The organism is Endozoicomonas ascidiicola (genome assembly GCF_001646945.1).
GTDB classification, from domain to species: Bacteria; Pseudomonadota; Gammaproteobacteria; order Pseudomonadales; family Endozoicomonadaceae; genus Endozoicomonas; species Endozoicomonas ascidiicola.
On the sequence record NZ_LUTV01000008.1, the window covers coordinates 105016 to 130418 of the forward strand.

The 25403-nt window shown below is 48.6% G+C and carries 33 protein-coding genes; 9 read left to right on the top strand and 24 right to left on the bottom strand.

The features are described 5' to 3' along the window. Positions 1 to 10 precede the first annotated feature (10 nt). From AKL11_RS20915 to AKL11_RS20950, 8 genes are all read right to left on the bottom strand, one after another. Positions 11 to 754 carry a phage tail tube protein gene (locus AKL11_RS20915; RefSeq protein WP_067521616.1) on the bottom strand — a complete coding sequence of 248 codons (744 nt, stop codon included), beginning with the start codon at positions 752 to 754 and terminating at the stop codon, positions 11 to 13. A 38-nt stretch (positions 755 to 792) separates the two neighbouring features. Beyond that, positions 793 to 1203 carry a hypothetical protein gene (locus tag AKL11_RS20920; RefSeq protein ID WP_067521619.1) on the bottom strand — a complete coding sequence of 137 codons (411 nt, stop codon included), beginning with the start codon at positions 1201 to 1203 and terminating at the stop codon, positions 793 to 795. Continuing rightward, positions 1181 to 1777 carry a hypothetical protein gene (locus AKL11_RS20925; protein WP_067521622.1) on the bottom strand — a complete coding sequence of 199 codons (597 nt, stop codon included), beginning with the start codon at positions 1775 to 1777 and terminating at the stop codon, positions 1181 to 1183. Before AKL11_RS20925 ends, AKL11_RS20920 begins: the two co-directional genes overlap by 23 nt. Beyond that, a complete protein-coding gene (locus AKL11_RS20930; RefSeq protein WP_067521624.1) occupies positions 1767 to 2060 on the bottom strand; it encodes a hypothetical protein in 294 nt (97 codons plus the stop codon). The genes AKL11_RS20925 and AKL11_RS20930 overlap by 11 nt, the downstream gene beginning before the upstream one ends. Then, complete coding sequence (locus AKL11_RS20935; RefSeq protein ID WP_067521627.1) at positions 2045 to 2425, bottom strand: major capsid protein; 381 nt, start codon at positions 2423 to 2425, stop codon at positions 2045 to 2047. Before AKL11_RS20935 ends, AKL11_RS20930 begins: the two co-directional genes overlap by 16 nt. A 122-nt stretch (positions 2426 to 2547) precedes the next feature. Further along, a complete protein-coding gene (locus AKL11_RS20940; protein ID WP_067521629.1) occupies positions 2548 to 3276 on the bottom strand; it encodes a hypothetical protein in 729 nt (242 codons plus the stop codon). Positions 3277 to 3348: 72 nt separating this feature from the next. Continuing rightward, a complete protein-coding gene (locus tag AKL11_RS20945) occupies positions 3349 to 4353 on the bottom strand; it encodes a head maturation protease, ClpP-related (RefSeq protein WP_067521632.1) in 1005 nt (334 codons plus the stop codon). After that, positions 4325 to 5803: a phage portal protein gene (locus AKL11_RS20950; protein ID WP_067521634.1), complete on the bottom strand. Its 1479-nt coding sequence runs from the start codon at positions 5801 to 5803 to the stop codon at positions 4325 to 4327. The genes AKL11_RS20945 and AKL11_RS20950 overlap by 29 nt, the downstream gene beginning before the upstream one ends. Before the next feature lie 74 nt (positions 5804 to 5877). Here AKL11_RS20950 and AKL11_RS20955 point away from each other — a divergent pair, with 74 nt between their 5' ends. Then, positions 5878 to 6078, top strand: a complete 201-nt coding sequence (locus AKL11_RS20955) for a hypothetical protein (RefSeq protein WP_067521636.1) — start codon at positions 5878 to 5880, stop codon at positions 6076 to 6078. Between the two features lies 1 nt (position 6079). Here AKL11_RS20955 and AKL11_RS20960 read toward each other — a convergent pair whose 3' ends face one another. The 3 genes from AKL11_RS20960 to AKL11_RS20970 all read right to left on the bottom strand — a co-directional run bounded on the left by AKL11_RS20960 (position 6080) and on the right by AKL11_RS20970 (position 8893). Next, complete coding sequence (locus tag AKL11_RS20960) at positions 6080 to 6280, bottom strand: phage head-tail joining protein (protein ID WP_067521639.1); 201 nt, start codon at positions 6278 to 6280, stop codon at positions 6080 to 6082. A gap of 5 nt (positions 6281 to 6285) precedes the next feature. Then, positions 6286 to 8133, bottom strand: coding sequence for a phage terminase large subunit family protein (locus AKL11_RS20965; RefSeq protein ID WP_067521641.1), 1848 nt, complete (start codon positions 8131 to 8133; stop codon positions 6286 to 6288). A 265-nt stretch (positions 8134 to 8398) separates the two neighbouring features. After that, complete coding sequence (locus tag AKL11_RS20970; protein ID WP_067521643.1) at positions 8399 to 8893, bottom strand: hypothetical protein; 495 nt, start codon at positions 8891 to 8893, stop codon at positions 8399 to 8401. Between the two features lie 142 nt (positions 8894 to 9035). On the opposite strand from AKL11_RS20970, the gene AKL11_RS25785 reads away from it, so the two are divergent. The 3 genes from AKL11_RS25785 to AKL11_RS20980 are packed head-to-tail and all read left to right on the top strand — an operon-like array spanning position 9036 to position 10034. Further along, the gene (locus AKL11_RS25785; RefSeq protein WP_172807350.1) at positions 9036 to 9209 is read left to right on the top strand and encodes a DUF6900 domain-containing protein; all 174 of its coding nucleotides are present in this window, start codon (positions 9036 to 9038) and stop codon (positions 9207 to 9209) included. A gap of 19 nt (positions 9210 to 9228) precedes the next feature. Further along, the gene (locus AKL11_RS20975) at positions 9229 to 9693 is read left to right on the top strand and encodes a DUF3489 domain-containing protein (RefSeq protein ID WP_067521646.1); all 465 of its coding nucleotides are present in this window, start codon (positions 9229 to 9231) and stop codon (positions 9691 to 9693) included. Next, positions 9690 to 10034, top strand: a complete 345-nt coding sequence (locus AKL11_RS20980) for a hypothetical protein (RefSeq protein ID WP_067521648.1) — start codon at positions 9690 to 9692, stop codon at positions 10032 to 10034. Before AKL11_RS20975 ends, AKL11_RS20980 begins: the two co-directional genes overlap by 4 nt. 764 nt (positions 10035 to 10798) lie before the next feature. Here AKL11_RS20980 and bla read toward each other — a convergent pair. The 13 genes from bla to AKL11_RS21045 form a co-directional block, all read right to left on the bottom strand. Next, the gene (bla, locus tag AKL11_RS20985; RefSeq protein ID WP_095210603.1) at positions 10799 to 11662 is read right to left on the bottom strand and encodes a class A beta-lactamase; all 864 of its coding nucleotides are present in this window, start codon (positions 11660 to 11662) and stop codon (positions 10799 to 10801) included. Positions 11663 to 11751: 89 nt separating this feature from the next. Beyond that, on the bottom strand, positions 11752 to 12120 hold the full coding sequence (locus AKL11_RS20990; protein WP_095210590.1) for a 3TM-type holin: 369 nt from the start codon (positions 12118 to 12120) through the stop codon (positions 11752 to 11754). Beyond that, entirely contained in the window at positions 12117 to 12560 is a 444-nt protein-coding gene (locus AKL11_RS20995; protein ID WP_067521650.1) for an N-acetylmuramoyl-L-alanine amidase, read from the bottom strand. Before AKL11_RS20995 ends, AKL11_RS20990 begins: the two co-directional genes overlap by 4 nt. Positions 12561 to 12563: 3 nt before the next feature. Next, entirely contained in the window at positions 12564 to 12839 is a 276-nt protein-coding gene (locus AKL11_RS21000; RefSeq protein ID WP_067521652.1) for a hypothetical protein, read from the bottom strand. Between the two features lie 4 nt (positions 12840 to 12843). Beyond that, a complete protein-coding gene (locus AKL11_RS21005) occupies positions 12844 to 14133 on the bottom strand; it encodes a site-specific DNA-methyltransferase (protein WP_067521655.1) in 1290 nt (429 codons plus the stop codon). A 162-nt stretch (positions 14134 to 14295) separates the two neighbouring features. Further along, positions 14296 to 14700, bottom strand: coding sequence for a DUF6362 family protein (locus AKL11_RS21010; RefSeq protein ID WP_067521657.1), 405 nt, complete (start codon positions 14698 to 14700; stop codon positions 14296 to 14298). Positions 14701 to 14991: 291 nt separating this feature from the next. Beyond that, positions 14992 to 17109: an AAA family ATPase gene (locus tag AKL11_RS21015; RefSeq protein WP_095210591.1), complete on the bottom strand. Its 2118-nt coding sequence runs from the start codon at positions 17107 to 17109 to the stop codon at positions 14992 to 14994. Positions 17110 to 17179: 70 nt separating this feature from the next. Next, the gene (locus tag AKL11_RS21020; protein ID WP_067521659.1) at positions 17180 to 17815 is read right to left on the bottom strand and encodes a hypothetical protein; all 636 of its coding nucleotides are present in this window, start codon (positions 17813 to 17815) and stop codon (positions 17180 to 17182) included. A gap of 173 nt (positions 17816 to 17988) precedes the next feature. Next, entirely contained in the window at positions 17989 to 18678 is a 690-nt protein-coding gene (locus AKL11_RS21025; protein ID WP_253705274.1) for an ATP-binding protein, read from the bottom strand. After that, on the bottom strand, positions 18675 to 19154 hold the full coding sequence (locus AKL11_RS21030; RefSeq protein ID WP_067521661.1) for a hypothetical protein: 480 nt from the start codon (positions 19152 to 19154) through the stop codon (positions 18675 to 18677). Before AKL11_RS21030 ends, AKL11_RS21025 begins: the two co-directional genes overlap by 4 nt. Continuing rightward, positions 19151 to 19372: a hypothetical protein gene (locus tag AKL11_RS21035; protein ID WP_067521856.1), complete on the bottom strand. Its 222-nt coding sequence runs from the start codon at positions 19370 to 19372 to the stop codon at positions 19151 to 19153. Before AKL11_RS21035 ends, AKL11_RS21030 begins: the two co-directional genes overlap by 4 nt. 185 nt (positions 19373 to 19557) lie before the next feature. After that, complete coding sequence (locus tag AKL11_RS21040) at positions 19558 to 20553, bottom strand: hypothetical protein (protein WP_067521664.1); 996 nt, start codon at positions 20551 to 20553, stop codon at positions 19558 to 19560. Continuing rightward, positions 20522 to 21742 (bottom strand): hypothetical protein, encoded by a 1221-nt coding sequence (locus tag AKL11_RS21045; protein WP_067521666.1) that lies wholly within the window; start codon positions 21740 to 21742, stop codon positions 20522 to 20524. The genes AKL11_RS21040 and AKL11_RS21045 overlap by 32 nt, the downstream gene beginning before the upstream one ends. 214 nt (positions 21743 to 21956) lie before the next feature. Here AKL11_RS21045 and AKL11_RS25790 point away from each other — a divergent pair, with 214 nt between their 5' ends. The 5 genes from AKL11_RS25790 to AKL11_RS21070 all read left to right on the top strand — a co-directional run bounded on the left by AKL11_RS25790 (position 21957) and on the right by AKL11_RS21070 (position 25267). After that, on the top strand, positions 21957 to 22157 hold the full coding sequence (locus tag AKL11_RS25790) for a hypothetical protein (RefSeq protein ID WP_067521667.1): 201 nt from the start codon (positions 21957 to 21959) through the stop codon (positions 22155 to 22157). A gap of 8 nt (positions 22158 to 22165) precedes the next feature. Further along, the gene (locus tag AKL11_RS21055; RefSeq protein ID WP_067521670.1) at positions 22166 to 22627 is read left to right on the top strand and encodes a DUF2924 domain-containing protein; all 462 of its coding nucleotides are present in this window, start codon (positions 22166 to 22168) and stop codon (positions 22625 to 22627) included. Then, positions 22614 to 23942: a recombinase family protein gene (locus AKL11_RS21060; RefSeq protein WP_067521673.1), complete on the top strand. Its 1329-nt coding sequence runs from the start codon at positions 22614 to 22616 to the stop codon at positions 23940 to 23942. Before AKL11_RS21055 ends, AKL11_RS21060 begins: the two co-directional genes overlap by 14 nt. A gap of 16 nt (positions 23943 to 23958) precedes the next feature. After that, on the top strand, positions 23959 to 24411 hold the full coding sequence (locus AKL11_RS21065; protein ID WP_067521675.1) for a hypothetical protein: 453 nt from the start codon (positions 23959 to 23961) through the stop codon (positions 24409 to 24411). A 139-nt stretch (positions 24412 to 24550) separates the two neighbouring features. Further along, positions 24551 to 25267: a hypothetical protein gene (locus AKL11_RS21070; RefSeq protein WP_067521677.1), complete on the top strand. Its 717-nt coding sequence runs from the start codon at positions 24551 to 24553 to the stop codon at positions 25265 to 25267. Positions 25268 to 25403 lie beyond the last annotated feature (136 nt).

A 25403-nucleotide genomic window follows, 5' to 3' on the forward strand; every position in this document is an offset into this window, starting at 1 on the left:
ACTCGGTGGGTTATTGGGCCAGATCTAGCTGCATAAACGGACTCAAGCCCTGACCGGTAACCGTTGGGTCCGACAGCACATCCAATTGCAGTGGAATATTGGCAAAGTCATCGGAGATAAAGCCCAGGTTTTGCACTGGAGAAAACTTCACACGGTGAACCCGGATATTGAATGGCAACCCTTCCTGGGCATCGTTCAGTCCTTCCATAAACAGAACGAACTCACGACCGGACTCCACCAATGCCTGAACCATGTTAGTGGCCAACGGTGTGTAACTGACTTTGACGCCTTGATCATCAATCCCACCGCCATCAATGACTTTGATACCCGATTGGGTCAGTTCGTAATCCTCTCCGGCCACCAGTGCTGTTTCCAGACTGTCTTTTACCGTAATTGGCTGCTCCCGATCCGGTAGTCGTTTAAAAGGAATCAATTCACCGACAACGCCATGACTGACCAACTCTTCATCCATTACTGCACTGGTGCTGCCATTGGTGACATTACCTCTCAGTGCCAGTGAAATATTGCTGGCAGTAAAATCATGGGCGACCACATTGGCGGTAATACCCGACACTCGACTGATAACATTGCGATTACCCCCACCGCCCAGGTAGTTTTTCAGTTCCTTACGATCTTCTTCAAAGCTGAAGGTAAACTCGCTGACATTGCCAATGGGCAGCAAAGGGGCTGACTGGTCATAGGGCTGGATATGAATACTGCCTGCGCCAATAAAGCTACGATCCACTGTGGACATAGGATGCTCCTGCATTTGAGGTTGTTTTGGGAATAGGTTCAGAGAATGACATCGATGGTCAGCTGAATATCTGCGAAGGAAAGGTGACCATGATTCGGGGCGATATCGAACTGGGTTTCACTAAATTGAACAGTGCGAGCTTCTGGTGTAAATCGTTCACTACTGGCGAACAGCTCCCTCACCAAACGGGTCAGGCCCATCAAGGTGTAAGTGCTGTCTTCATCCGTTTTGATCACCACACTGACATTCAACGCCATGCTCATTTTTCTGCGGCTGCCCTGTCGGCCTTGCTCTTGTATAGATTCCAGTTGAACCAAAATCGCCGGAGTGGGCAGTTCATCATTCAACCCGAGCGCGGAGTATCCCAATAGAACAGTCGATGTCACTTCAGTCAGACGATAAACAAGCGCTTCAACAATTCTGGCTTCAGGATTCGATGTTGAAGACATAGTTGAGCTCCTGCTCCATCAACGTGGCAAACCGGTCAAGCAGTACCGGTTCCAGCTTCCGCAACACGTCACTGGCCGAATGCCAGATAGCCACTTCTTTCTTTTCCAATGGCAGGCCCATCCACATCATGCGCCCGGATTTTTTAGAGCGTTGAAATTTGTGCAGCCAGTCGTCTTTTCGCTCGAACACCATAGGGTGCGTCGCATTCACCGGCTGCATCAGAAAGGCGCCTTCCCAAAAATGGCGGCCAGTTCTCACCCCTGTTTTAGACGGCACTGGCTTACCCAGATAGTGAGCAGGGATATCCAGAGCACCAATCCAAATCACCAGGCTGTAGTGCTTTGATGCCCGATCGCCGGGTTTATAAAGTGAAACCCTGACTCGCCCCAGAAACTTCAGCACCTTCTGAGTGATGTTCTGTTGTCTTGCTAACTCTCTCAATACTCTGCGCTCCGCAAACCGTGAGAGTTTGCGAAGAGATCGGGCGATGGCTTTACTGACTTTCTCCGGTGCGTAATGGAACTGTGAAATCAGCTCATCCACAGTGCCGTCCAATTCCAGGTCAAGCTTCATGGAGCCGCCACCAGATCATTTGACCGTTGTCTTTCAGTTTGCAATCCACGGTCCATTGCTGATCGGCAGACTGCACCTCATCACCCCGCTGAAGTTCCAACTCCGCAGGCAAACTCACCACTGTCACCGTTTGCAGCACTGAATCAAACTGACCAACAGGAACCAGTTCTTTCGAGAGAATGCCCCGACTTTCTACCAGTAGCACATCCTCCCGAAAGATCATCACCGGCTGACCAAAGGTGGCCAGCACATGCCGGTTCAGATCACTCAGTTCATTTTGCATTTGATCACCGCCCGGGGCTTCAAACAGACAGGCAACGGATTAGACTGGGTGTGCAGCTGCACGCCTTTATCGAAGTCCAATGTCTTCTGTTTGGCGTACCTGGGCAGGCCGATGGTGCTCACCGTCTCGATATAATCTGCCGGTGCAAACCAAGTTCGGAAGATGCCGGTGCCTTCGGGAATGACGTAGGCTTCATCGGATTTGATGAACGGAATATCACCCACCTGCCCCCGATATTCTTCCCAGTCGACATCACCAAAACGGAAACCGGACTTGGGATCGTTTCTGAGCAAAGCACTGTCCTGATAACGATGGTAAGCATCTTTCACATAATCATGAGCCACACGAGCGTCGTAGAAACCCAATCTCAGAATGCTCTGAGCCCAGAGTATGGATGTGCGGCCAATGCCTGATCGACTTTACGGCGGAGCAGCACATTAATTTGATAATTTCGCATTCAGCCAGTCGCTTTAACCAATAAATCAAGTCAGTTTGATTGCAGTGTGTCAATCTCGGTTTGCAGACGTTTACAGAGAGCTTCAACGTACTCGGTAGCCTTTGTCGGCTCCATACCAAGAAACGCATACATTTTTGGGAGATAAGTTTCTTTGGTTAAACTTTTAAAACTACCCCATTGTTGATTATTGGTTCTGTTATAAATTATGTCGCCCCAGCGATCGCTACTTTCGGGACCAGTTTCAGCCTTCAACAGTGCACCCAAAAATGTAGCTGAAGTATCGTCAAGCTTTATATCAGGCTTCGGGTAGCAGGCGTTTACATTGAGCGGAATAATTGAGCCCCTGTCTTGGAGGGCGCAATGTTGCTGCAGCAATGAGAGTGGTTTCTGGTATACGGAATCATGATTTATCTTGACGCCTTTTCGGGCGAAGACTGCTGTTGCGTGATCACAAATAGAATAGTACTTGGATTGCGCTTCATTAGAGGCATTTCCAAGTTCCATAACTGAAGCTGGGCATAATTCTCCGCCTACATTGATTGCCTGCATGATGTAAACCTCCCTTGGGTATTTGTATAGGTAGGACAGTCGATTAACACAATCGTTTATTAACCAACCAAAAAAAATCCGCCATAAATTTATAACACCATGATTACTTTTACTTTTATGCGGGAAATTAGTTGCTGAAGCTGGCCATGTTTTCGCCAGACGCGCCATATTAATCAGTAAAAATAAGCAGTGCTCAGCCACCAGTCTCATACGAATCAACTGTATCTACCCACTCGTTTTTCAAAAAAAACCTAAGTTCCTTTGAGGCTGGGAGTGAGAAGGTTAAGCAGCGGTTTGATTGCGTTTTTGGTACACGGCGCGGGTATCAATCAGTGGCTTGATGGTTTGATTCTGCTGACTGGGTGTCAGGGAGTTGTCCAGTGTTTCCTCTTCCCTGGTGAGCAGATCAAACAGTTTCGTTCTGATCGTTTCTGTGGACTTTTCGGACTGGATAAAACTGGCTGCACGATCACTGCATTGAGCTGCAGCACACAACGACTTGATGGTTTCACATTCCGTCAGACGACTTTGGACATCGTCTACACCCTGCTTGTTGCGAATAAATTTCTCAGCCATTTCCGGATAACCGGCCTTATTGCAGAGCGAGACGATAGCCAACGCATGAGTTGATTCAGCCTCTCCATCAGGCTCGTGATCCGTTCCAACTTGTGGTTGGAGCAGTGGTTGTGGCACATGGTTGAAGGCGCTGAGATCAAAGTGTGCAGCCAACTGCATCGGTTCATCCACCACATTTACCAGACCATGGCCTTCTGCTTCGGTTGCGGTAAGCCAGGTTTCATCATTCATCAAGGTGATAATTTCACTGACTTCCAGCCCACTGTTTGCTGCATAAGTCTGGGCAATCACTTCTGTGGTTTTATCCAGCATGTCCGCCACTTTACGGAGCTCCTCGGCATCACCGCCCACCCAGCCAAAGGGGTTATGAATCATCATCAACGCATTGGCGGCCATATGAATAGTGTCGCCAGCCATGGCAATCACGCTGGCGATACTGGCGGCCAACCCTTCAATCCGAACATGAATATGCGCATTGTGGTAGCGCAGAGCATTGTAGATGGCGATGCCATCAAATACGGATCCACCGGGGCTGTTAATACGCACCGTGATTTCATTGGTGTCGATATCTTTCAGATCATTAACCAGCTGTCGTGCGGATAAACCCGCCCAGTCACCAATCACATCGTAGATCAGTAACTCTGCAGGTTGGTCAGCCTGATTCTTTAACGTGTACCACGGCTTATTGTTGAGAGGTTTCTTCTTGCTCATCCTGGCTTTCATCCTTTTCTTGTGAAGAGAGTTGAGTGGAAGACTGAGATGACTGTCTACCATCGCTTTCATACTGAAGACTCAGTTCATCTGCCCGACGATTATCAGCGGCTATCTCGTCATCGATCTGTTCACTGTCATAACCCTGTTCAGACACCACTTCAGAACGAGATTTGAAGCCACTGCGCACTGCCAGATTCTGGGCCTGCATATCCTGCACAGGGTGCATATAGGGCCAGCCTTGGGGAATCCATTTCACCCGTCGGTAGTCCGCTCTTTTCTGATCAAAACGGGGAGCGTGAATGGCTCCGCTGAATACCGCCATTTCCAACCACCGATTCCAGACCGGTCTACAGAATTGAAACACCAGCTGGTTGTGCTGAATCTGTTGTATTCGTCGTCGGAATTCATTCAGTACTACCCGCAATGCCCGGTCACTGACGCCTTTCATATCCCCGGATAGAATTTCATAGGGCAAACCGATACCTGCCGCGACGGCCATCAATTGCTGACGGATAAAGTCGGGATAATTGCTAGCCGCACCCGGTGGTGTATTGAAGGTAATCTCTTCACCGGGTGACAGTTCCTGCATGGTGCCTGGTTCCATGGCCACCATGGGTACGCCCTGCAGATCATAAACAATAGGCCTGCCGGTCAACGGATCCACCTTATCACCATCAGGCGCAGGCTTGGTGATAAAGCCGGTGAACAGGTTAGCGATTTCCTGCCGCAGCAAGGTCGCGTCATCAAACTTGTCCAGGTGGAACATCCGCAAGAGCACTTGGGTCAGCAACGGCTGTCCTCTCAGCTGGCCGGGCCTTAGTGGTTCATAGAGGTGGAGTACCTGATCTGCAGGAATACGACGAAGGTCGGCAGTATCCAACGTTGTGTAATCGGATGGATGCTGTCGGTGCATCCAATACGCCACCCGCTTACCCAAGGCATTAAATTCGATACCTGCTCGGATCTTATGACCACGTTTTAGATCATCGTTGTAATCCCAGGGCACAAACTCCGCTTCCAGCAATTGGACCTGCAAAGGGACACTCAAACCATCGGATAGTTTTCTGGGTCGCAACCGGGCAAAACATTCACCCGCCTCCAACATGGAGCGAACCGCCAACGATTGCTGACCATAAAAATCCAGTTGACCATCCGCATCCGATTCATCAGACCAATCCAGAAACAGGGCCTGCAGATTCTTTCGGAACTGGTCATTGGTCGCTTCGGACTTGGGTTTGATACCTGTACCGACAATATTCGCGACCAGCTTTTCTAACCCGGAAGCCGCCCATGGATCGTTACGAATGGACGCTCTGGATCGATTGATCAACGTCCCCAGATTACCGGTCAGCGTATTGTTCGGACCAGATGATGGGGCCGACCAACTCTGACTCCTGCGCCCCGACCTGCGGAGGTGTAGGCTAAATTTCGTGCCGTCTGCAACCATTTCTGTCGTAACCTGTCAAACAAAGGTGCACATCCTTCTTGTATAGAAAGTAGTAAGAAATGGAGAGGTAGCTTGTGAAGGCCGTAGTGATTTCAGTGCTGGTACTGGGTATTTTTTTGATGATGGCGAACGTGGCACCCAGCCTGCTCAGTGACCCACATGGCACAAAAAAAGACGACCCACGCATACTTACCAGTGATCAGATGCGACAATCGATCACCACCCTGATTGTCTTGTTCATTGCACTGATTGCAGTACTGCATTTCTGGCGATGAATCAGATGCCACTTCTGGAATAAATGCCATATTGGCGAGGCCGCTTTTGCTGCTTCGCCAGCTCCCGTTCAATGGCCTGCAGTCGTCTTTCCATCTCGGAAAAACTGGCGTATTCCACTTTTTGGCCTTCAAACTCAACCGTTCTCGTTTCCCGCAGCAATACGGCCCGCTTCAGAGCTTGATATTCAGCATCCGTGATCATGGTGATTATCCGTTCAGGTAGGTACTGCGAGAGGTTCGTCGGTGTCGATTGGCGGCTATATCCGTAGGCTCATCTTGCTCCATCTGCACTTCTGGTTCTGGCCGTTGGGCTGCCAGTTGTTCCAGATTTAAGCCTCGATGCTGTTGCAGGATTCGCACCGCCGTTAATGCATACACCCGACAATCCAAAGCTTCATTTCGTTTCTTTCTGGCATCCCACTCAAAATAGGCAACACCGTGTTTGTATTTACGAACCTTCTCTTCAGCAGTGGCCTGCTTGAAGTAATCTTCATCAAAGCAATCCATGATGGGCCAGTGACAATAGCCTGCTCCCGGTTCAAGAATGCGATAACGCTGATAGACCAGTTCTTTTGCGGTATCGGTGCCCACCAACGTCAGGTAGACACCTTTCTTGTTTCGGGTTTTCGGGAAGGTGGCGATGGGCTTACCGGCTTGAGATGCACCCTTGATCGGTATGAGCCAATCCGAACCCTGCTTTCGGGAAAAGGCATAAACCTCATCTGTAAAATGCCCGCCAGAATCCATGCAGATCTGGGCAAGGTTCATTAATACACCATCTTGCCTGCGATAGGATTTACGCAGTCGATCAGCCAGGATCTTCCAGATATCAGGCCGGGACAGGTCACCGTAAAGCCGAACATAATCAATGGACCAACTCTCTTCACCGGCTCCCCAACCCACCACTTCAAACTCGACTCGGTCATCCTGAACATCAACACCACAGGTCAACACTTCTACTGACCAAGGGACTTCTACTGGGTAGTGTTCACGACGCTGGTAGAGCAATTCATGATCAACGGTCTCCCCTTGCTCCTGCCAGGTTTGACCGAGGACGGTATTGGTCCAGTCTTTCAAGAGAATGGGATTGTCTTTGGCAGCTAAGAAATCAGCGACTGCATCCTTCCAGCTGTACCAGCCATTGGGGCTATAGAGCGAGCTCAAGTGGAAGCCTCGGATTTTGCCATTGGCTTCAGGATTCATAGGAATCCACTGACCGCCACCCAATAGTTTGGGTTTATCGTGTTCGCCCATTCGGTGTTGGCAGTTGATGCATTCAAAGCAGGCAGTTTCCGGATCTTGATTCTCAAATCGGATTTGTTGCCATTCGATAGGCTGCAGGTAGCTGCACTTCACACACGGCACATGGTATTGCCGCTGGTCACTGGCCTGATAAGCCGATTCAATTTTACTGGCCCCGGCAATATTGGGCGTTGAAACCATCAAGACCTTACGATTACGGGAAAACGTCGCTGTCCGTTTAATCGCCAGATTGATCGGACTGCCTTCCCCGTCTACATCGTCTTCATAGGCATCTATTTCATCCAGAAATAGGAAACGGGCAGGCATGGAACGTAGCCCGGTCGCCGAGTTCGCACCGGTAATAATCAGTACACCGTTTGGAAACTCCTTCACCATCTGGGTATTGCCAGAATCTCTGGAGCGCGGATCTTTCACCAATTCTCGCAACACCGGCATCGCCTCAATCATCGGTGCGATACGCTGCTTGGAAGTTCGCTTGGCCATGTCCAGCGTTGGCAACACATACATCATGGGTCCTGGCGTGTGATGAATCACATAGCCAAGCCAGTTATTTCCGCACTCGGTACCGCCCACCTGAGCACCCTTCATAAAGGCCACCTGTTCTACGGAAGACGACGGTGACAGACAATCCATGATTTCTTTCAGATAGGGCGTTCTAACGGTTCGCCATCGTCCTGCTTCCTTTGCCGACTTCATGGGCAAGATGCGATGTTCATCCGCCCATTCTGAAACCGTCATACGGGTATCCGGCTTCAAACCAGCAAAAAAGCCTGAAAAATAAGGACTATTCATACAGTTGTTTGTTTATATCCGTGACAAACGGACGTAACGACTACCCAAATCTAAAGATTACGTAAAGCAGCCGTTACTACCTGAGCCTTTGGTAATTGCGGAATGAACAAAGTTGGCACGCAATGTGGTTATCTATAGGTGCAAAGCAAGACTGCTCAGTACCGTTCCAGGAAGGAACCTTGACCACGGATGGTCGCCCGATCAATAAGAATAATAATCGGGAGGGACTGGGATTATCGCCCCGTTGACCGGGGCGTTGTTTTATCTACGAATTGTCGCTTAATTCGTTCAAAATCATTTCCAGTTCATTCACCAGCAATTGCCGAACCTCCCCCGGATCTTGTTCTGCTGCCAGCACATCCGACAGCCGGTCCGGTATTCCGAGCAATGCATCCCGAACAATCCTGCCTGCCCTAAATGCTTCTGACTTAACTTTAGAAGCATCGGTCAGCTTGCCCGCCTTCTCCTCATACTCCATCTTAGCCATTTTGGCTTTGAAGGCTTCGCGCATGGTGCGGGCAGTGACGAAATCCACCGCCTGTCGTGAATCGGAGGGGGCTGTGGTGAAAGCTGTGTCCGTTTGGGGCTTTACCCGCAGCTCCGTAGAAGGTTCCGACTGGGCCTTTATGGCGGCCTGTGCATGCTCTGGGTCGATCTTGCCATTAACCAGGGTAATCTTGCCTGACCTGACCAGTTTACCCACATACTGGCGGCTCCAACCTTGACGTTTGGCGAATTCTGACTGCGACAGTAGCTTCATAACCCCGCTTGTCCCCTTTATTCCCCGCCAGAGCCTGACCTACCCTCCAAGCAATTGATAATTATCTGGTTTTTCTTGATAACCCGCGGTTATAGAGCCTAACTGTACATAACAAAAACAAAGCGTCAGTAAGGACAGCCCAATGAACAAACGCCTCGAAAAAGCTCTGGAAACCATCGCCAAAAAACATCGTCTGTTTGACACCTTAAGTGAACGGAAGACCTCCGAAGATTTCAATGAGGTTTCTGTCTGGTGCGTCAAAAGCGCCCTGGAAGAAGCTTACCAACAAGGTTTTAAAGATGGACAAAAACAATAACTCGCAAAGGAGAGGCACCATGAAAAACGACAAACTTACTCCATCCCAGGAAAGTGTTCTGAAACAAGCCGCAAAAACCGGAACACTCAATTTGTCAGAACTCAGCATCAAAGGCGGAGCCCGAAAAAAGGTTCTGGACAGCCTGACCAGCCGGGGCTTTTTGATTGTTCTGAAAGATCCGGATGCTTACGACATCAGCCCACAGGGCAAAGCCGCCATTGGCCTTGATGACAAACCTGTCTCCAAAGATAAGGGAAAGATTCGCACCGGCACGAAACTGCACACGGTGATTGAATTGTTGGCCCGACCTGAAGGCGCCGCCATTGCCGACATCATGGAGCAAACCGGCTGGCAAAAACACACCGTTCGGGGAACGTTTGCCGGAGCCCTGAAAAAACGACTGGGACTGACCATTGAATCGGAAAAGCCGGAAGGCCAGGACCGGATTTATCGAATCACTGCCGGGCTGGAGGCTGTCCTTTGAACCAACCGATATTGCTGGCCGTTGAATTATCCAACGGCCATTTTATGTCCTGCCGATTGTTCCACCCAAACCGTTTCACGCACTCCCTGCTGCAGCACTGGTACCGAAATATGTTTGTTGCCATACAGCTTATTCAGTTGGGCGATCTGCATTACATTGACGGTCCTCAGGCCACTGCCAGGCATCGAGACTTTGGTGATGACTGGCTGGATCATCAGCCCCGATTTTCACCTTTATGGAACCACCTGAAAGCACTGGCCCGAAGCTTGAAAATCGATACACTGTTCATCCAACAAGCTGGTGAATGGCAGGTGCACCGACCATTTGAAGCAAAACGTTAATCATCCACTAATTCCGTGGATAACTCGGTGCACAACCGGTGAGATAGTCTTAAAAACAGCGAAATATAGTTCCCAATGATTACCGGTTGTTTTTTGATCACCGGTGAATAAGCCACCAAAAGAAAATCCCCGCACTGGGCGAGGTTTATAGAGAACGACCTGAGTCGTTTTTATTCCCGGGCATCCTGCTTGGTTTTCAGGTCTTCCATCAGCTCACGTCACTGTGACACTGCATTGCTTATCATCCAATAAAAAACCTTACTCAGAGCAAGGCTGCAAGTGCTGGCAAAGCCAGCGTTAAACGTTTTTTATTATTATTGGAGTGGTATTTATTCTTGTCCTGATAACAGGCATTTGATGTTCTTTTTGCCTGATTCCAAAGCCCCCTCGACTTCGGCAACCCCTCACTGGATGACTACAGATTACGTATTTACCGAATCAAAAGAATTGATCTACGTCAATGAAAGCTGGTTGACAATCTGTAACCCAACGGAGAGTAAGTAGGTTGACATAAAATAATTTGGTTGACGCTGAAACCCTCATAAACACTGGCCTGAGCCGTTTTTTGTCAACCAGTGTCAACCCCGTTTTTCACTCTGTCGCTGGTGATTCGCCGCGGTGTCGCCTACCCGCATTAGCGAAGAGTTCGCAGGGTCCCTCCGCTTTGCAGAAAGCCTCTAATGACGAGGCTTTCAGAGCCATGACCGCAGGGAACCGAACTTTTATGAACAGGGGCAAAACCACAGCTATACGACAATATTATTTTATTGGGAAGCTTCCAGTTCTCTAAACATCGTTTTCCCTATCTCTACAATTGCCTTATTCCGTTCCTCAAAAGCTGCCTTCGTGTTTGAGACGTAGATGGTAATGACCCAAGGGTTACCATCCTCTGGCCAGACCACCGCATTAATACTCCGAGTTCCATAACCTCCAGCACCAGAACGATCAGCAATCACCCAGCCTTCCGGCAATACTGAACGTAACAAGTTTCCCGTGACCGTATTCTGAATCATCCATTGAGTGAGCTGTTTCTTTGAACTGACAGATAATGCGTCACCAAACAGTAACGTATCAATAGAATGAAGCATGGCTTCTGCAGATGTAGTGTCTCTGGGATCTCCTGGCGTCCCTTCATTTAATTCGGTTTCAAAACGGTCAATTCTTGTTACCTGGTCACCGTAACTCCGAATGAATTTGGTAAGAGCATTGGGTCCACCAACATTTTCCAGAACAATATTGGCAGCGGTATTATCACTGGTCTGCATGGTTGCAGAGCAAGCCTGACCAAGCGTCACATACTCACCCAGAAAACCTTCAATCACAGGCGAGTAATCAACGAGCATCGTCTTTTCTAATTTAACTTTATCACTCAATGCACGCCTTTCTTGATCGACATCTTGCAGAAGCTTGGCACACAGGAGTGTCTTAAATGTGCTTGTTATCGGTACTCGTTTATTGCCGTTATAACTCCACACCTCGTCAGTTGCACTATTCATCATGGCAACACTGATCTGTGCTGACAGAGCATTTTCTGATTTTTTAACCTGCTTCTCTACAGCTTGAAAATCAATCGCAATAACTGATGTACTGATTAAGTAGGAGAAGATTAATGCAAATGCTCCTGACAACACCTTTCTTAGCTTTAGCACCACACTGATAACCTGATTTTAAAAAGCGCGGATACTACAAGCAAAGGCCTTATCAAATAAAGCTGAAACTACGAACGAATCGTTCTTGCCACCTTCTCCACACTACGACTGGCAATGTATCCACCGATACCCAGCTGAATGATGCCGAACAGTTTCAGTTCCACCTCTTCACTAAGATCCGGTGCTGCCCAGCCCATCCACCGGCACACGATCAGTGCCGTAAAGGTCAGCATCACCAAAGGACGCCAGCACCGTTGCAGCCAGCTATCACCTTTCGCTTCTGCAGTGATAATCCCAGCCTGTTGAGCCAGTTCCTTGATCTCACCATTGATCATCATCTCAGCCAGGACAACCTTGGCCTGATCAGCGTTGTCAGCATCCGGGAACAGTTTATCGATCACCTTCCCTACCAGCGGAACTGCAGCCGTCCAACTCACAGGTCAACTCCCTGAAGCTCTTCCTGATAGAGCCACACCTCAACAGGAAAGCCTGGACAGGCTTTGTGTTCGTTGAAATGGTTGTGGCCACGTACTTCCACATCAGGATAGAGAGCTTTGTGTCCGGCAATCAGCAGCTTCAACATACGCTTCTGCAGTAAGGTAAAATTGTCTTCAGGCTGGTTGTTGTTATCGAGGCCACCTACCAGACAGATGCCCACACTCTCGTGGTTGTGCCCTTTGGCATGCGCGCCCCAGTCATCAACAGGTCGCCCCTGTTTGACAGAGCCATCCCGTTCAATCACCCAGTGGTAACCGATATCGATAAAGGCCCGCTCGGTGGTGTGCCAACGTTTGATATCGTCGATGGTGATGTTCTGGTTGGCTCTGGTGGCAGAACAGTGAACGATCAGGTAGTTGGTTTCCGTACGCTTACCCATGACTTACCCCTTCAAGAAATACGACAAAAAACCAATAGCTGCGGTCAGCACAATCCAACCAAACCGCTCTATGTAGTTGAGCATCACCCCTCGACGACTGGCTTGAAATTCAAGAAGTCTGATGCGTTTATCCTGTTCATCCAGACGATCATCCTGACGGGTAAGACTGGTGGTTTGATGCGTAATTCGTTCCTCGATCATAGCCAGCCTCGACACCGCATCGCTCAGCTTATCGAGCTTGGAATCAATCTGATCCAGTCGGCGCGAGAGATCGTCCATGCCTCTAGGCCCTCTTTCCTTCCATAGCAAGGTGACCCTTCCGCCTTCCCTGGCGGTCGTCCCTGTTTTGTTCAAAGGTCAGTTGGTTTGATTCCAGATAGGCTTCCTTGCCTGTGTACTCCTCCCAGCGGAGCACAATCACATCGACGTATTTCGGGTCCAATTCCATGAGCCTTGCGCTGCGATGAGACTTCTCACAGGCGATCAGGGTAGAGCCGGACCCACCAAACAGATCCAGCACAATGTCGCGACTCTTGGACGAGTTATGAATGGCTCGTTCTACCAGTTCCACCGGCTTCATGGTTGGGTGCAGATCATTCTTCACAGGCTTGTTGAAATACCAGACATCGCCCTGGTTGCGAGCGCCGCACCAGAAGTGCTCTGAGCCTTCTTTCCAACCGTAGAGAATGGGTTCGTACTGACGCTGATAATCGGAGCGTCCCAAAGTGAAGGTGTTCTTGGCCCAGATGAGAAACGTGGACCACTTGCCACCGGCTTCTCGAAAGGCTTTCTGCAAGGTATCCAGTTCAGACGACGACATGCAGATGTAAATTGCGCCCTTGCTCACAGCGAGGAGGTTGCTCAAGGCGGCCAATAGAAAGGTGTAAAATTCGGTGCCGAGGTTGTCATTTTTGATTCGGCGATCTTTCTTGGCCTTGCCATTTTTCTCAGGATTCGCATAGTCGACGTTGTAAGGTGGATCAGTGAATGTCATGTCTGCCAGCTGACCATTCATCAGGGTTTCCACATCGGCCTGTTCGGTTGCACTGCCACAGAGAACACGATGGTCGCCCAATACCCAAAGGTCACCTGTTTCGCTGACCGGATGTTCCTCTGGTTCCGGCACTTCATCGTCATCGGTCTGACCTTCGACCTCATCGGGCAACAGCAACCCATCCAGCTCATCATCGGAAAAGCCCATCAGGTCGAGATCAAAATCCAGTGCGTCCAGTTCAGTCAATTCAAGCTTCAGCAGCTCCTCATCCCAGCCGGAATTGGTGGTAATCTGGTTATCCGCAATCACCAACGCTCGTCGCTGAGTCTCAGTCAGATGCCCAAGAACAATCACCGGTACGGTTTCCATCCCCAGCTGCTTAGCCGCCATCAAACGACCATGGCCTGCTACGATCACATCATCGCTGCCCACCAGCACCGGATTCACAAATCCAAACTCCTCGATGGAGCGGGCAATCTGGTTCACCTGATCATCGGAGTGCGTACGGGCATTGTTGGCGTAGGGTGTCAGGCTGGCAACAGAGCGATGTTCGATGGATTCGACGAGGATTCTGGCCATGGTTCTTCCGTGAACAAGGATGAAAAACAGGTAATAAAAAACCCCGGACCGATAGTGGTGCGGGGCTTGGATGTACTTTGCTTCGAGCTTAGCGATAACTATGAACCAAAATGCTGATTTTGTCCCACTCTGAAAAGTACGCTTTCTACGCTCTACCCCGCTCTAACACTTTGCATCCCGAAAATTCACGCTACTCCCTCTCTGGTTTAGACGTAAAATCACTTGCATCAGAGCTTTTCTCCAGTGCCTGGAAGCGGTCATCCGAGACAAGCCTGACTCTTTGGCGATATCACGCCAGGGTAATCCCGCTGCTCGTAACCAAACCAGTGATCGTTCGTCTTCACTGAGCCACCGCAACCAGCGCATACACTCGATCATCCGATCCACGGCATCTCCCGACGGTTGTAGTGATTTTGCTTGAACACCCTCCGAGTGATAAACCTCCCAGCGGTTGGGATTAAATTCAGGCCAATACGACGAGTGCCCGAGGTTTAATCCGGAGGGCACTCTGCGAGCCACCAGCCAGGCTTCCCGATATCGATCTCTGAGTTCGTCAATGGTCAACATGGCATCGCCTCCTGCGATTTCTTATACGGACGGGACCGACCTGAAGGAGGCTCGTCCGTATATATTTATATATAAAAGAATCCAGCAACTCAGCAACTCAACAAAAACAATAGATTTCAAACAGTTATGAGTTGCTGGGTTGAGTTGCTAACTTTTTAAAATCCAGCAACTCAGGTTTCACTTAACAGCCTGATTTGTTTATTTTTTTTGAGTTGCTGGACAAATCTAGCAACTCAGCAACTCCCCATTTTCAGCAACTCGCTGGCAACTCGCCAGCAACTCAAATGATCTTCAATGCTGGTCGTAATAGATCCATTGCTCCGGATCCTCAACAGGTAAATTTGCGGAAGTCTGAGCGCATTTATAGTGCGTCGGCAGCACCCTGCATAATGGATTTCCATCGTTGCCCAGCTCCATATTTTCAACACAGAGATACCCCTGAGTGCTCCTCAACGGTGGCGATAAATTGTATTCATCATGGTCGTTAAAGAACTTGATATAGCCTTTAGTGCTCAGCACATTAATGCGATCCCGGATCGTCGAGCTGGCCCCAAGTCCGGCCTGATTTTCAAATGCCTGGGCAAATTGATTGGAAGTGTAAACCCGCCCCTGCAGAGCCTCTTGAAAAAGCAGATTAACAATAACCTCACGCTTTCTGATCCGCTCTGCATCGTGCTTGCGTCCCATTTCCTCACCCGCAATCCGAATACCATTCGGAGGCGCTTCGCACCCTTGCCCCTCTTTTTTAATGACTCTCTTCGCTGTCGGTGATGGTCCATTCCTCAGCTCGTAATACAACATTCTCTCGGGTTCCATCTCTTCCGGTTTAAACAGCAGCATCCCTGAGGTGTAATAGCCACGCAAACTTCCGGCACCGGACAAAGCTTGAAACGGATCTTCCTCTAACTGTCGTTTACTCATTTTCTTTGTATGATGAACCAGGATGAGCCCAGCCTCTGGATTCACAATATCCCTTAACTGTTCTACCCGTTCTTTCAGAAAAAACAGCATGGCATTGTTGTCATTTTCACTGCTGCCATCAGGGCCAGGATCAAAAACATTTCGGATGGGATCGATAACAATGACGTCCGGTCCCTCAGGAAAAGCATCTCGTATTGCCCTTAAAATCAGGGGCATCCCTTTAGCATTCAATATCAGGTTCAACCTTGCCGTCACCACCAGATTCTCCCTTACATCGGACAGCTGATATTGCTCCAGAGGCAGCTGTTTTACTCGTTCGCGTAAATAGTGATATTGAACCTCTGCCTGAAGGTAAAAAGTCTTCAGCGGTTTGCTCGGGCGCATATCAAGAAAGGTTAATCCTGCAGACATATGAGCCAGTAAATTCAAAAGGAAGTCACTCTTTCCTACCTTGGGCGCACCACCCACCACCAGCATGCCGCCTGAGGTCAATACTCTCGGGCTAAGCAAGTCGTCCGGCATGGGAGAGTCATCATCAAGGAGGTCTCCAAATCGATAAAAGGGCACTGACTCTTTAAGCGTTTTCCGTTGTGTCGTCACCATCCACTGTCGGATATCAAAGCCTTCAGCCACCGCATCTGCCGCATCCCATTTCTCATAACTGTTTTCCGGAGGTTTAAAAGTAACGACGCTGGTGGCGCCAATCTCAGCGATGGCGTTGGCTGCACTGTGTGCATAAGCTAAACCGGCCTCATCATTATCCGGCCAAATCATTACCCTCTTATCTTTTAGTGGTGACCAGTCGGTTTTATCAACGGGTGCCTTGGCTCCGTTCATTGCCGTGGTGGCACAGTAGCCATTGTCTATTAATGCCTGAGCAGCTTTTTCACCCTCCACCAGCCAGACGTCTGTAGCCGTTTTGATAGCAGGTTGGTTATAGAGAGGTCTTGGATTCGGTGCTTTGGTTTTTCTGGCCTTAACATCCCAGGACCTGAATTCCTTACCATCTGGGGTATCGTACCGATAGACACAGGCGATTAAATTACCTGCAGCATCATGGTAATCCCACTTGCCAGTGTGCGCTCCAAGGTCCTCGTAATCGTCCTGATAGCTTGCCACTGCTGGTGGACTGGTTGATGGCATACCCAACCAATCAGCCATAAAACGAATAACCTCAGGGAAATCATTCTTAGCATCGAGCCCATGAATAGCTGCGGTCAGACTGACAATGTCACCACCTTCTCCGTTTTCAAAGTCATGCCAAAGTCCAGTATCGGTTCCATCCAATGAGACTTCCAGGCTCTTACCTTTATCCCCCTGAACATTACCCATTACATACTTGTTACCCCGTCGCTTACCGTTGGGAAACATCGCAGCCAGGTAGTCCACCAGTCGTTCCTGAATGCGTCGTTTAATATCCTCTGCGGGTAACAGCTCCGGAGACTGCTGCTCAGCAGCCGTATTGAAATTGAGCCATCCGTTATTCATTGCTCAGCGTCCCTGTAAAAAGAAGCCCACCTGCTGGTGGGCAATTATGGATTCATATTTCAACCAGAGGTTAATCCCACTGGCTGCCATAACTCTCTGCAGGATGAGGAGCCTGATCCGGTCCCCGATACAACTCAGACTGCAATTCATGAGGAGACAGTCTTTGACCTTGCGGAGCTTGACCTGTCGAGGCAACACTGTGCATCAGTTGGGCATACTGCTTGTGCTCCGCAGTAATAGCCTGCTTGATGACATTCTTAGGTTCATCATATTGATCCTTTTCCAAAGCCACTTTGGCCACAAATTCAATACCATCCAACTCAGACAGCGACATCAACTGGCGAGCCTTATACGCCGGTGGACTGTTATCCTCCGGTTTGATATTTCGGGCTGACTGCAGAATGCTTCGAACAAAAGAGCGGCCCATGCTCTCCCACTCAGGCCCTTTGGGGCTGAACATACCAATGAGTGACCACACTTTACGTTTGGCATACTGCCCTGCCAGCGCTGTGAATTCGGCATTAAGGTAAATAGCACCGGTATCGCCACGGGTGGCATACCCTCCTGTCCAACCCATATTCGGGTCATCGTAGCCACCGGGTTTGATGGTCATACGCACCTTAACGAGCGTGCCTGAAGGGATGATGTCATGCTGGTTCTGTTCAACAGCATCATTGAAATCGTTCCATGATTTTTTCTGGGACATGATTATGCTTCCTGTTTATTGTTAAGAGTGGTTTCAGGGGCTGGGTTATCAAAATTGACCGGCTGACGTTCAGCGGTCCGGATTTTATGAAACAGCCTGCCAAGGTGTGGTGGCTCGAACAGATCAAGGCGACCACTGCGATCCTTGGCTGGGTAGCCGTAAGGGTTCAGTGTCTAGCATACAAAGGTACGACGGAGATTGCCTTCCTCATCTGGTAAGCTGACCAGGGTAATCACCTGATCAACAATGCCTGGCATCTCCAGCCCGGTTTTAGAACCTTCAATCTGCAGCTGGTAGAGCTTCCGATTAAAGTCATCCACGCGTTCTTCCAGAATGGCCACGAACACGACGTTCTTGCCTCGGGCATGTTGGAGGTGAGTCAGCGCTGCAATCATTTCCTGACCATGAAGGCCATATGCGCCCCGAGTATCTGGCTTACCGGTTTTCTCCGAGAAGGCCTGGGGTTGGCTCTTGCACCACTGGAAGCAAAGCCGACCCAATACCGTGATGGAATCAATAAAGTAGGTGTCGTATTTATCCAGTTCAGACGGATCACCATACTTTTCACATACGGCTTCGTAGTGTGCTTTGGAATAGACTTGATCATCTCGCAGGGCTGGATTCGGACCTCCCAGATAAACGGCAACGTTGCGAAATTCAGTCCAGGTGGTTGGTCGAATGGTGTCGCCTTCCCAATCCTGCACCGCAAGATCACCGGCTTCTAAATCCATAAACAACGTGCTTTGAGGGTCCAGCGTTTTCAACTGAGTCGTCTTACCTTCTCCACTCCGCCCAAGAAGTACACTCTTAATTCCCTTGCGTTCCTGACTTCGTTGTTCCGCTGTCAAAATGGGTAAACTCATCGTCTCACCTCCCTGTAGTTAGGCGACAAACGATACTTAGACGTCCCTTGTTCGATAGTAAGAGCAGGTCGAAATGCGTTCTGCATCACTTCCGGCCACTCATCAAAGCGGGCATCCAGAACGGTGTACTGTACCTCCATAAATTCTTCAGGATTTTCTCCCTGGTTACGGATGGTTTCCGCAATGGCTGCCAGTTTCTTCTGATCCCAGGTAATGGCTTTAGGGATTTCCGAAGTGACTTTGACCGCACCATCTTCAAAATGAATAAAGCCAAATTCCTGACCAAGTTCTGAACGAATATTGGTCGACCTATAGACATACTTGTATGCAATGGCAGACTCCAACCAATCCCTTGCTCGCTGTGTTTCAACCAACTGTTTTTCAGCACTATCCACCAGCTTGAGTAATTCCTCACCGGATTTTGCAGACAGATCACTGATACGTATATTGGTAATGGCTTGCAGGTCAGGACTCATGATTGACCTCCTGCTGCTATAACACGACAGTGCTCGGATGTTGAACGCATGGCAGTCTGTGCCTCATACGCTTCTACATCACGTGTCATGTAGATCACACGCCCCCCCATTTTGTGGTAGGTAGGCCCCCACCCTAATGAGCGCCAGCGCTCAAGGGTTCGCTGGGAAATACTCCAGCGTTTTGCCAGCTCTGTCTGGCTCATGCTGTTTCTGTTCACGTTCATCGCCTCCTCTCGTTTGTTGTCAGAACGTGAGTAAATTATCGAAAGTAAAATGTGAGACCGTCAGCCCCCAAAATGTGAGATATAATGTGAGACCTACATGAACTGATGTGTTTTTTTAAAATTCAGGGCAAAAAAAACCACCCGAAGGTGGCCATCATGCACTGAGGTAGATAATTATTTCAGGTCAGATTGAAACCGTAGTAACCACGGCGAGTGCTGGTTAGGTAATGCTCCCACCCCTTACCATTAAACAGCTCCGGAAGCCGCTTCACCGTCCACGTTTGCGGTTTATGATTTGCCCTTTTCACCGCCAATAAAATATCACTGGCTTTCACTTCCCAATGCCCAGCCAGAGCTTGTTTGTACAAATACTCTACCGCTGCCGGTTGATTTTCTCCCTGCAGAAGCCAGGGTTCTTTGCCGGCAATGACTAACTCTTTACTGATGTTGTCGTAAAAAACAGGACTGTCCTTTTGGTTCTGACCTGGATGCACGACAGCCTGGTAAAGTCGCTTGCGATTGATTGTGCTTCCATTGCCATAGGTATGCAGCGCCTGAGCAATGGACAAACAATAAAATCCGGCCGGTAACCGATAATGCATGGGGAAGGTTTGATGCGCTGTTAGAATCAATCCACGATCCCGGTTCGATAGTTGCCGTAACGTGCCATCTAAAGTGGTTAAATGACTCTGTGCTCCACGACAGAACCAAATCGGATAATGAAATCCATCCGACAAACGAGCGGAACCTAAACGCCACAAATGACCATCCGCTTTCGGAGAGTTCAACTCATCCCGTTCACGGTTTGGAATATCAAGAAGATCCGCCAGACTGGACAACAGCCGATCGCAATCGAGAGATAAAATAGCGACATCGCTTTCATCAACCGCTATCTTGAACAGTGTTTCAGGGCAGGTATAAAAATAGTGGCGTTTGGCAGGATCATAGTGAAGATCTTCTTCTGAGAAGTCCTCCCCAAAAGGCACAGATACCGACGTGGTTTCTCCTACCCGATGAAACCAGCCAGAGGAACCTACTAACGATTTCAACGAGGCATTCAGAGTTAAGGACAAAATACCCTGAACCTGATGCCCTGCCTGAGTGACCCACTCCTCGGCACTTTCTTCAAAACAACGAAACAGATCAACCGTCGTTTGTGGCATCAGATAATTCATTCCCTGTCCTTCTCATCAATCCATTGAGTTCGAGGAAGCGCTGACACACACGCTTGTCACTCTCCCGACTATAACGAAAGCTGCAGCGTGATTCACCGGAAAGGTTTATAACGGCGGTTCGGTTTTTTTCTGATGCGTCATTACCACGCAAATGAATCGTGATGGCAGCACGACTGATAGGCCGACCGGAAAACCGAAAGTCTGATGATTGAGTAAGGTCAATGGCGGGAGAATGAATATCTCCACGGTCACTGACTGGTGAATTCACCAGCAGCGAGCTCTTATTTCCTCTCACACCCAGCTGAGTGACCTTGGCACCATAAACACTCTCCAATCCCGCGACTCTGGGCTGGAATGTCTGGTCTGCCAGTTTCTGATAATCATAGGTAATCACATCCAGGGGTTGAGCTGTGAATTCAATACCCAGTACGCACTCTACCGCCGCCTTAGCCGCCTGTTGCCAAAGCTGAGAATCTTCTGCCATAACGTAGAGCGCTCCGTTATCAGGCTCGTAAGTAATGAATGCGCTGGTGGCCAACAAAATGTCACACGGTATCAATTGTTGCTGCTCGACCCGGCCAGCACTCTCTGGTGGCAAATTGTAATGAAGACGAATTTCATAATGATCCAGCTGCTCAGGAGCGTCTATGTCGTAGCGTGGGAACAGCTCTGCAGCTATCGAATCCAACGGACAGATTAGAACCTTGGCCATAGTTCTGCGAAACGATAGCAGTTCATGATCTTCAGCAATCACTATGTCTCTCGGTGTCTCAAACCCTGCACAATGTCTACTATTTCTTCGAAGGATACGAAGTTGTCGTTTATCCAGGGCTTCGGCAAATAGCCGCTGATCGTACTTATAAAGCCAAAGACTACGATAAAATTGGTTAGGCAATGATAAAAAGTCATCTTTAGCTGCATCTGGAAGAAGCTCCCTTCGAACCACTTCCAGAGCATCCTGACCACTGCTATCACACAATAAACACACCTTCTCAAAGACCTGATTCAACTCCTTAATCCGGTCTGGATGCTCAAAAAGAAGCATATTCAACAAGGCTTGTCGTTGCTTCCGGACACCAGAGACTTCTGGGATTCTTAACTCCAGAGCAAATGAGTTGGATAAAATTTGTTGGAAAAAAGCGGGATCTAACCGTCTTAGCAGTTGATCGGTAAATTCAACGTTCGGCATCAATTAACCCTCATGACTGAAGGGCCATCACAACAAAAGAGGTCCAGATTTAACGACACCTGTATATATATACAGCATTGATTTATTCTCTGTCAAACACTGCATTCACCACCAATTATACGACAAAGCCCCTCCATTCGCCGCAAATACGCCATGGTCAAAAGCCATAAGAGTTCGCCAAAATAAATGTAAGCGACAACCTGGAAGCAAACCCATGGAAGAACTTCTATCAATAACAGAACCAGACCTCAGACCCCGGGATGAAATTGCAGCTCTTATTGCGACCGCCATCCTCCGCAAGAAACAGAGAAGCCAGGAGCCTTCAGCCCAAAATAAAGACCCTGACCGACTGGATAACTCCGCTACCTCATGCATGACTGTGAACACTCTTAACAAAAACAGAGAAAACGACTGAGGTAGCTTATGAACGATGATACAACCCTTGCCGCCAGGGTGGTGGCATTACAATCCATGAAGACGGATGAGTTGCGAAAGCTCTGGAAGGAGCTGAATGAGAAGGAGGCTCCTGATCTGGACTTGAGAATCCTGCGACAGCGATTATCGGCACGATTGCAGGAGCTGGCTTTAGGTGGGCTTAGTGAGAAAAGTGCAGAGCGATTGAAACTGGCTGGCAAGAAAAGTGAGCACAAACCAAAAGCACAAAATAGCCGACTGGTGAAACCACCACCTGGCACAGTGATCAGCAAGGAGTACAACGGCGAGACCCATGAGGTGATCGTCACTCCACAGGGCTTTGAATACCGTGGAGAAATGTATAAAAGCCTGACCCGCATCGCCACCATGATTACAGGAAGCAGCTGGTCCGGCCCATTGTTCTTTGGGCTGAAATCCAAATCAAAAGGAGGTGAGCATGGCCAAGCCTAAGGAAACGTTGGTTAAGAAACGGTGTGCAATCTACACGCGCAAATCGACAGAAGAAGGGCTGGAACAGGAATTTAACTCTCTCCATGCCCAGAGGGATGCAGGAGAAGCATACATTCACTCCCAGAAACATGAAGGGTGGGTAATGATTCCAGATGACTACGATGATGGTGGTTTTTCCGGTGGGAATGTTGAGCGACCAGCCCTGCAACGTCTGTTGAGGGATGTACAATCAGGCATGGTGGATATCGTTGTGGTTTACAAAGTGGACCGACTCAGCCGCTCCCTGGCTGATTTTGCTCAGCTGGTGGATTTATTCGACAAACATAATGTGTCGTTTGTTTCGGTCACCCAGCAATTCAACACCACCAGCAGTATGGGAAGACTGACTCTCAATATATTGCTTTCCTTTGCCCAGTTTGAACGGGAAGTCACCAGCGAGCGAATCAGGGACAAGTTTCTGCTGTCGAAAAAGAAAGGCATGTGGATGGGTGGTAACCCACCGCTGGGCTATGACGTAAATGAACGCAAGCTCACCGTGAATGATTCAGAAGCAGAGGTGGTTAACCTGATCTTCAAAACCTTTGTTAAAACCCGCTCAATCATTCAGACCTGTGAAATCATCAATAAGAAAGGCCATCGATCCAAAGCGATCCCATTACACGACGGAACGGTCAGAGGTGACAGCCCTTTTGCCAAAAACACGGTTCACCGAATTCTGCGCAACCGCATCTACATCGGTGAGATTGGCAACAAGGGTGAATGGTATCCTGGAGAGCATAAACCAATCATTTCCATGGACCTTTGGGCAAAAGCCCACGGCACCTTCGACATCCATGCCCAGCTGCGCTCCAAGTCATCCAAACAGCGCAATAATCCCTCTTTCCTAAAAGGTATCTTGGTTGGCCCGGATGGCCTGGCAATGACCACCAGCAGTACCCGCAAAAACGGTCAGCTGTTCCGTTATTACGTGACCGGCACCAGTCAGAAACAGGGAGCAAAAAACAGCCCACTGCCGCCCCTGTCAGCCCGCACGTTGGAACTTATGGTGCTCGAGGAAATACGGAAACGGCTAATCAGCCCAGAGTTGCTGTTCAAGGTGTGGCAGCAGGCCAGTGAACAGGATGGCAATCTCAATGAAAGTTCTATTCGAGCCGCTCTGGGTGATCTGGCTTCGGTGTGGGATGAGTTGTTTGCCCCGGAAAAACGACGACTGACAGAATTGCTAATCAAACGCATCGAGCTGGCCACAGAGCAAGTCACTGTTTACTTCAGACCCGATGGCATGAATGCCGTCGCCATCGAACTACAACCATAAACGCAAGGAGAGCCCCATGGCTATTGTTAAAAAAGCGGGTGTAGAAACCGTTGAATTTCTGGAAGAGGAAAACCTGATCAAAGTGACCATCTCCATCAAAATCATACGACGGGGTGGAAAGAGCACCATCAAGACACCGGATGATGTTATTGGATACGAGGAGATGGAAGCCCTGCACAAAGCGCTTATTCAAGGGCATCGCTGGATCAAATTGCTGGAAAACGAGAAGTTTAAAAGTGTCCGCGAGCTGGCAGAGAAGGAGAAAACCGACAAAGCCAGAATCTCGAAGTTCATCCGTCTGACCTGTCTGGCTCCGGATATTCAGGAAGCCATTCTGTGCAACACCGGAGCGTGGGTACTCACCCTCAAAGACTGCCTGAAGCCATTCCCGATGCTCTGGGCTGAGCAAAGAAATCACTTCGCAAAATTTGCTCTGACAGCACCTACTCAATCCACTGGCCAGCAATAAGCCTATTGAGATTGCGAACATCTTGAGTGCCATTTAATGATAATTAAATATATTTTAAATGAATAAAAAAAATATTTGATGAACTATTGAATTAAAAAGCAGTCAGATAACATATAAAAACCATAGTTCAACTATATTTATGTTAGCAATCAGTAACTTCTCGAACAACAACAGCCAGCAGGGCTGGAAACCAAGCAGGGCTTATAAAAATAAAAAACCGAGTGAAATAAGCTCAGCTAACACATGCAATTCGACATTGATTATGAACCGCCCCGATAACTCCCTGTTCTATCGGTCTCCTAAACACATCAATGGTAATAAGTTCCTTGGTCTATTAGAAAAAATATCGCTTGGACGCGTCTATATTGCCGGACTGACAAGTCGAGCAATACCGTTTAAAAACAGAAAGGTTGATTTTATTACTGACTTTAAGCCTGACTCATTTCTCTCAAAAAGTGTGACAACTCTTACGATTATTGGACATGGAGCAAACCACAAGGAGTATAAAGAAGCGATGGCGAAACTATCAGTTCCTGAACAATTAAACGCTGATGATGAAGAAGTTCTGAATAATGAAGTAAGTCAATATGTTTCTTTTTATTCACCCCAAACCTTAGCTGATATTCTATTTTCTGGTGGATTAAGAAGCGTTCAACACCTTAAGCTGATTGGCTGTAAAATGGGAAATTCAAGTAACCAATACATTGACCAATTAGCCCTTGAACTCCACAAAAAGAACATATGCTTTTCAAAGATATCAGCTACAAAGAATTTGGTAGTCAGTGTTTTCCCAGTTTGGACTTTTTCATTGGGATCTTTCAGTTTGAAATACAGAACCACTACTATTCCTGACTAACTTCCTTATACATATTTTTCAGCATAAGTTTCGTATACAGTTCCGAGCCCCTACCATACTTACGCGCTGAAACCTCCATCGCGACCTTTAATGTAACAAACTGATTTTAATACAGAAAAACGCTGGAGGTCTCGCA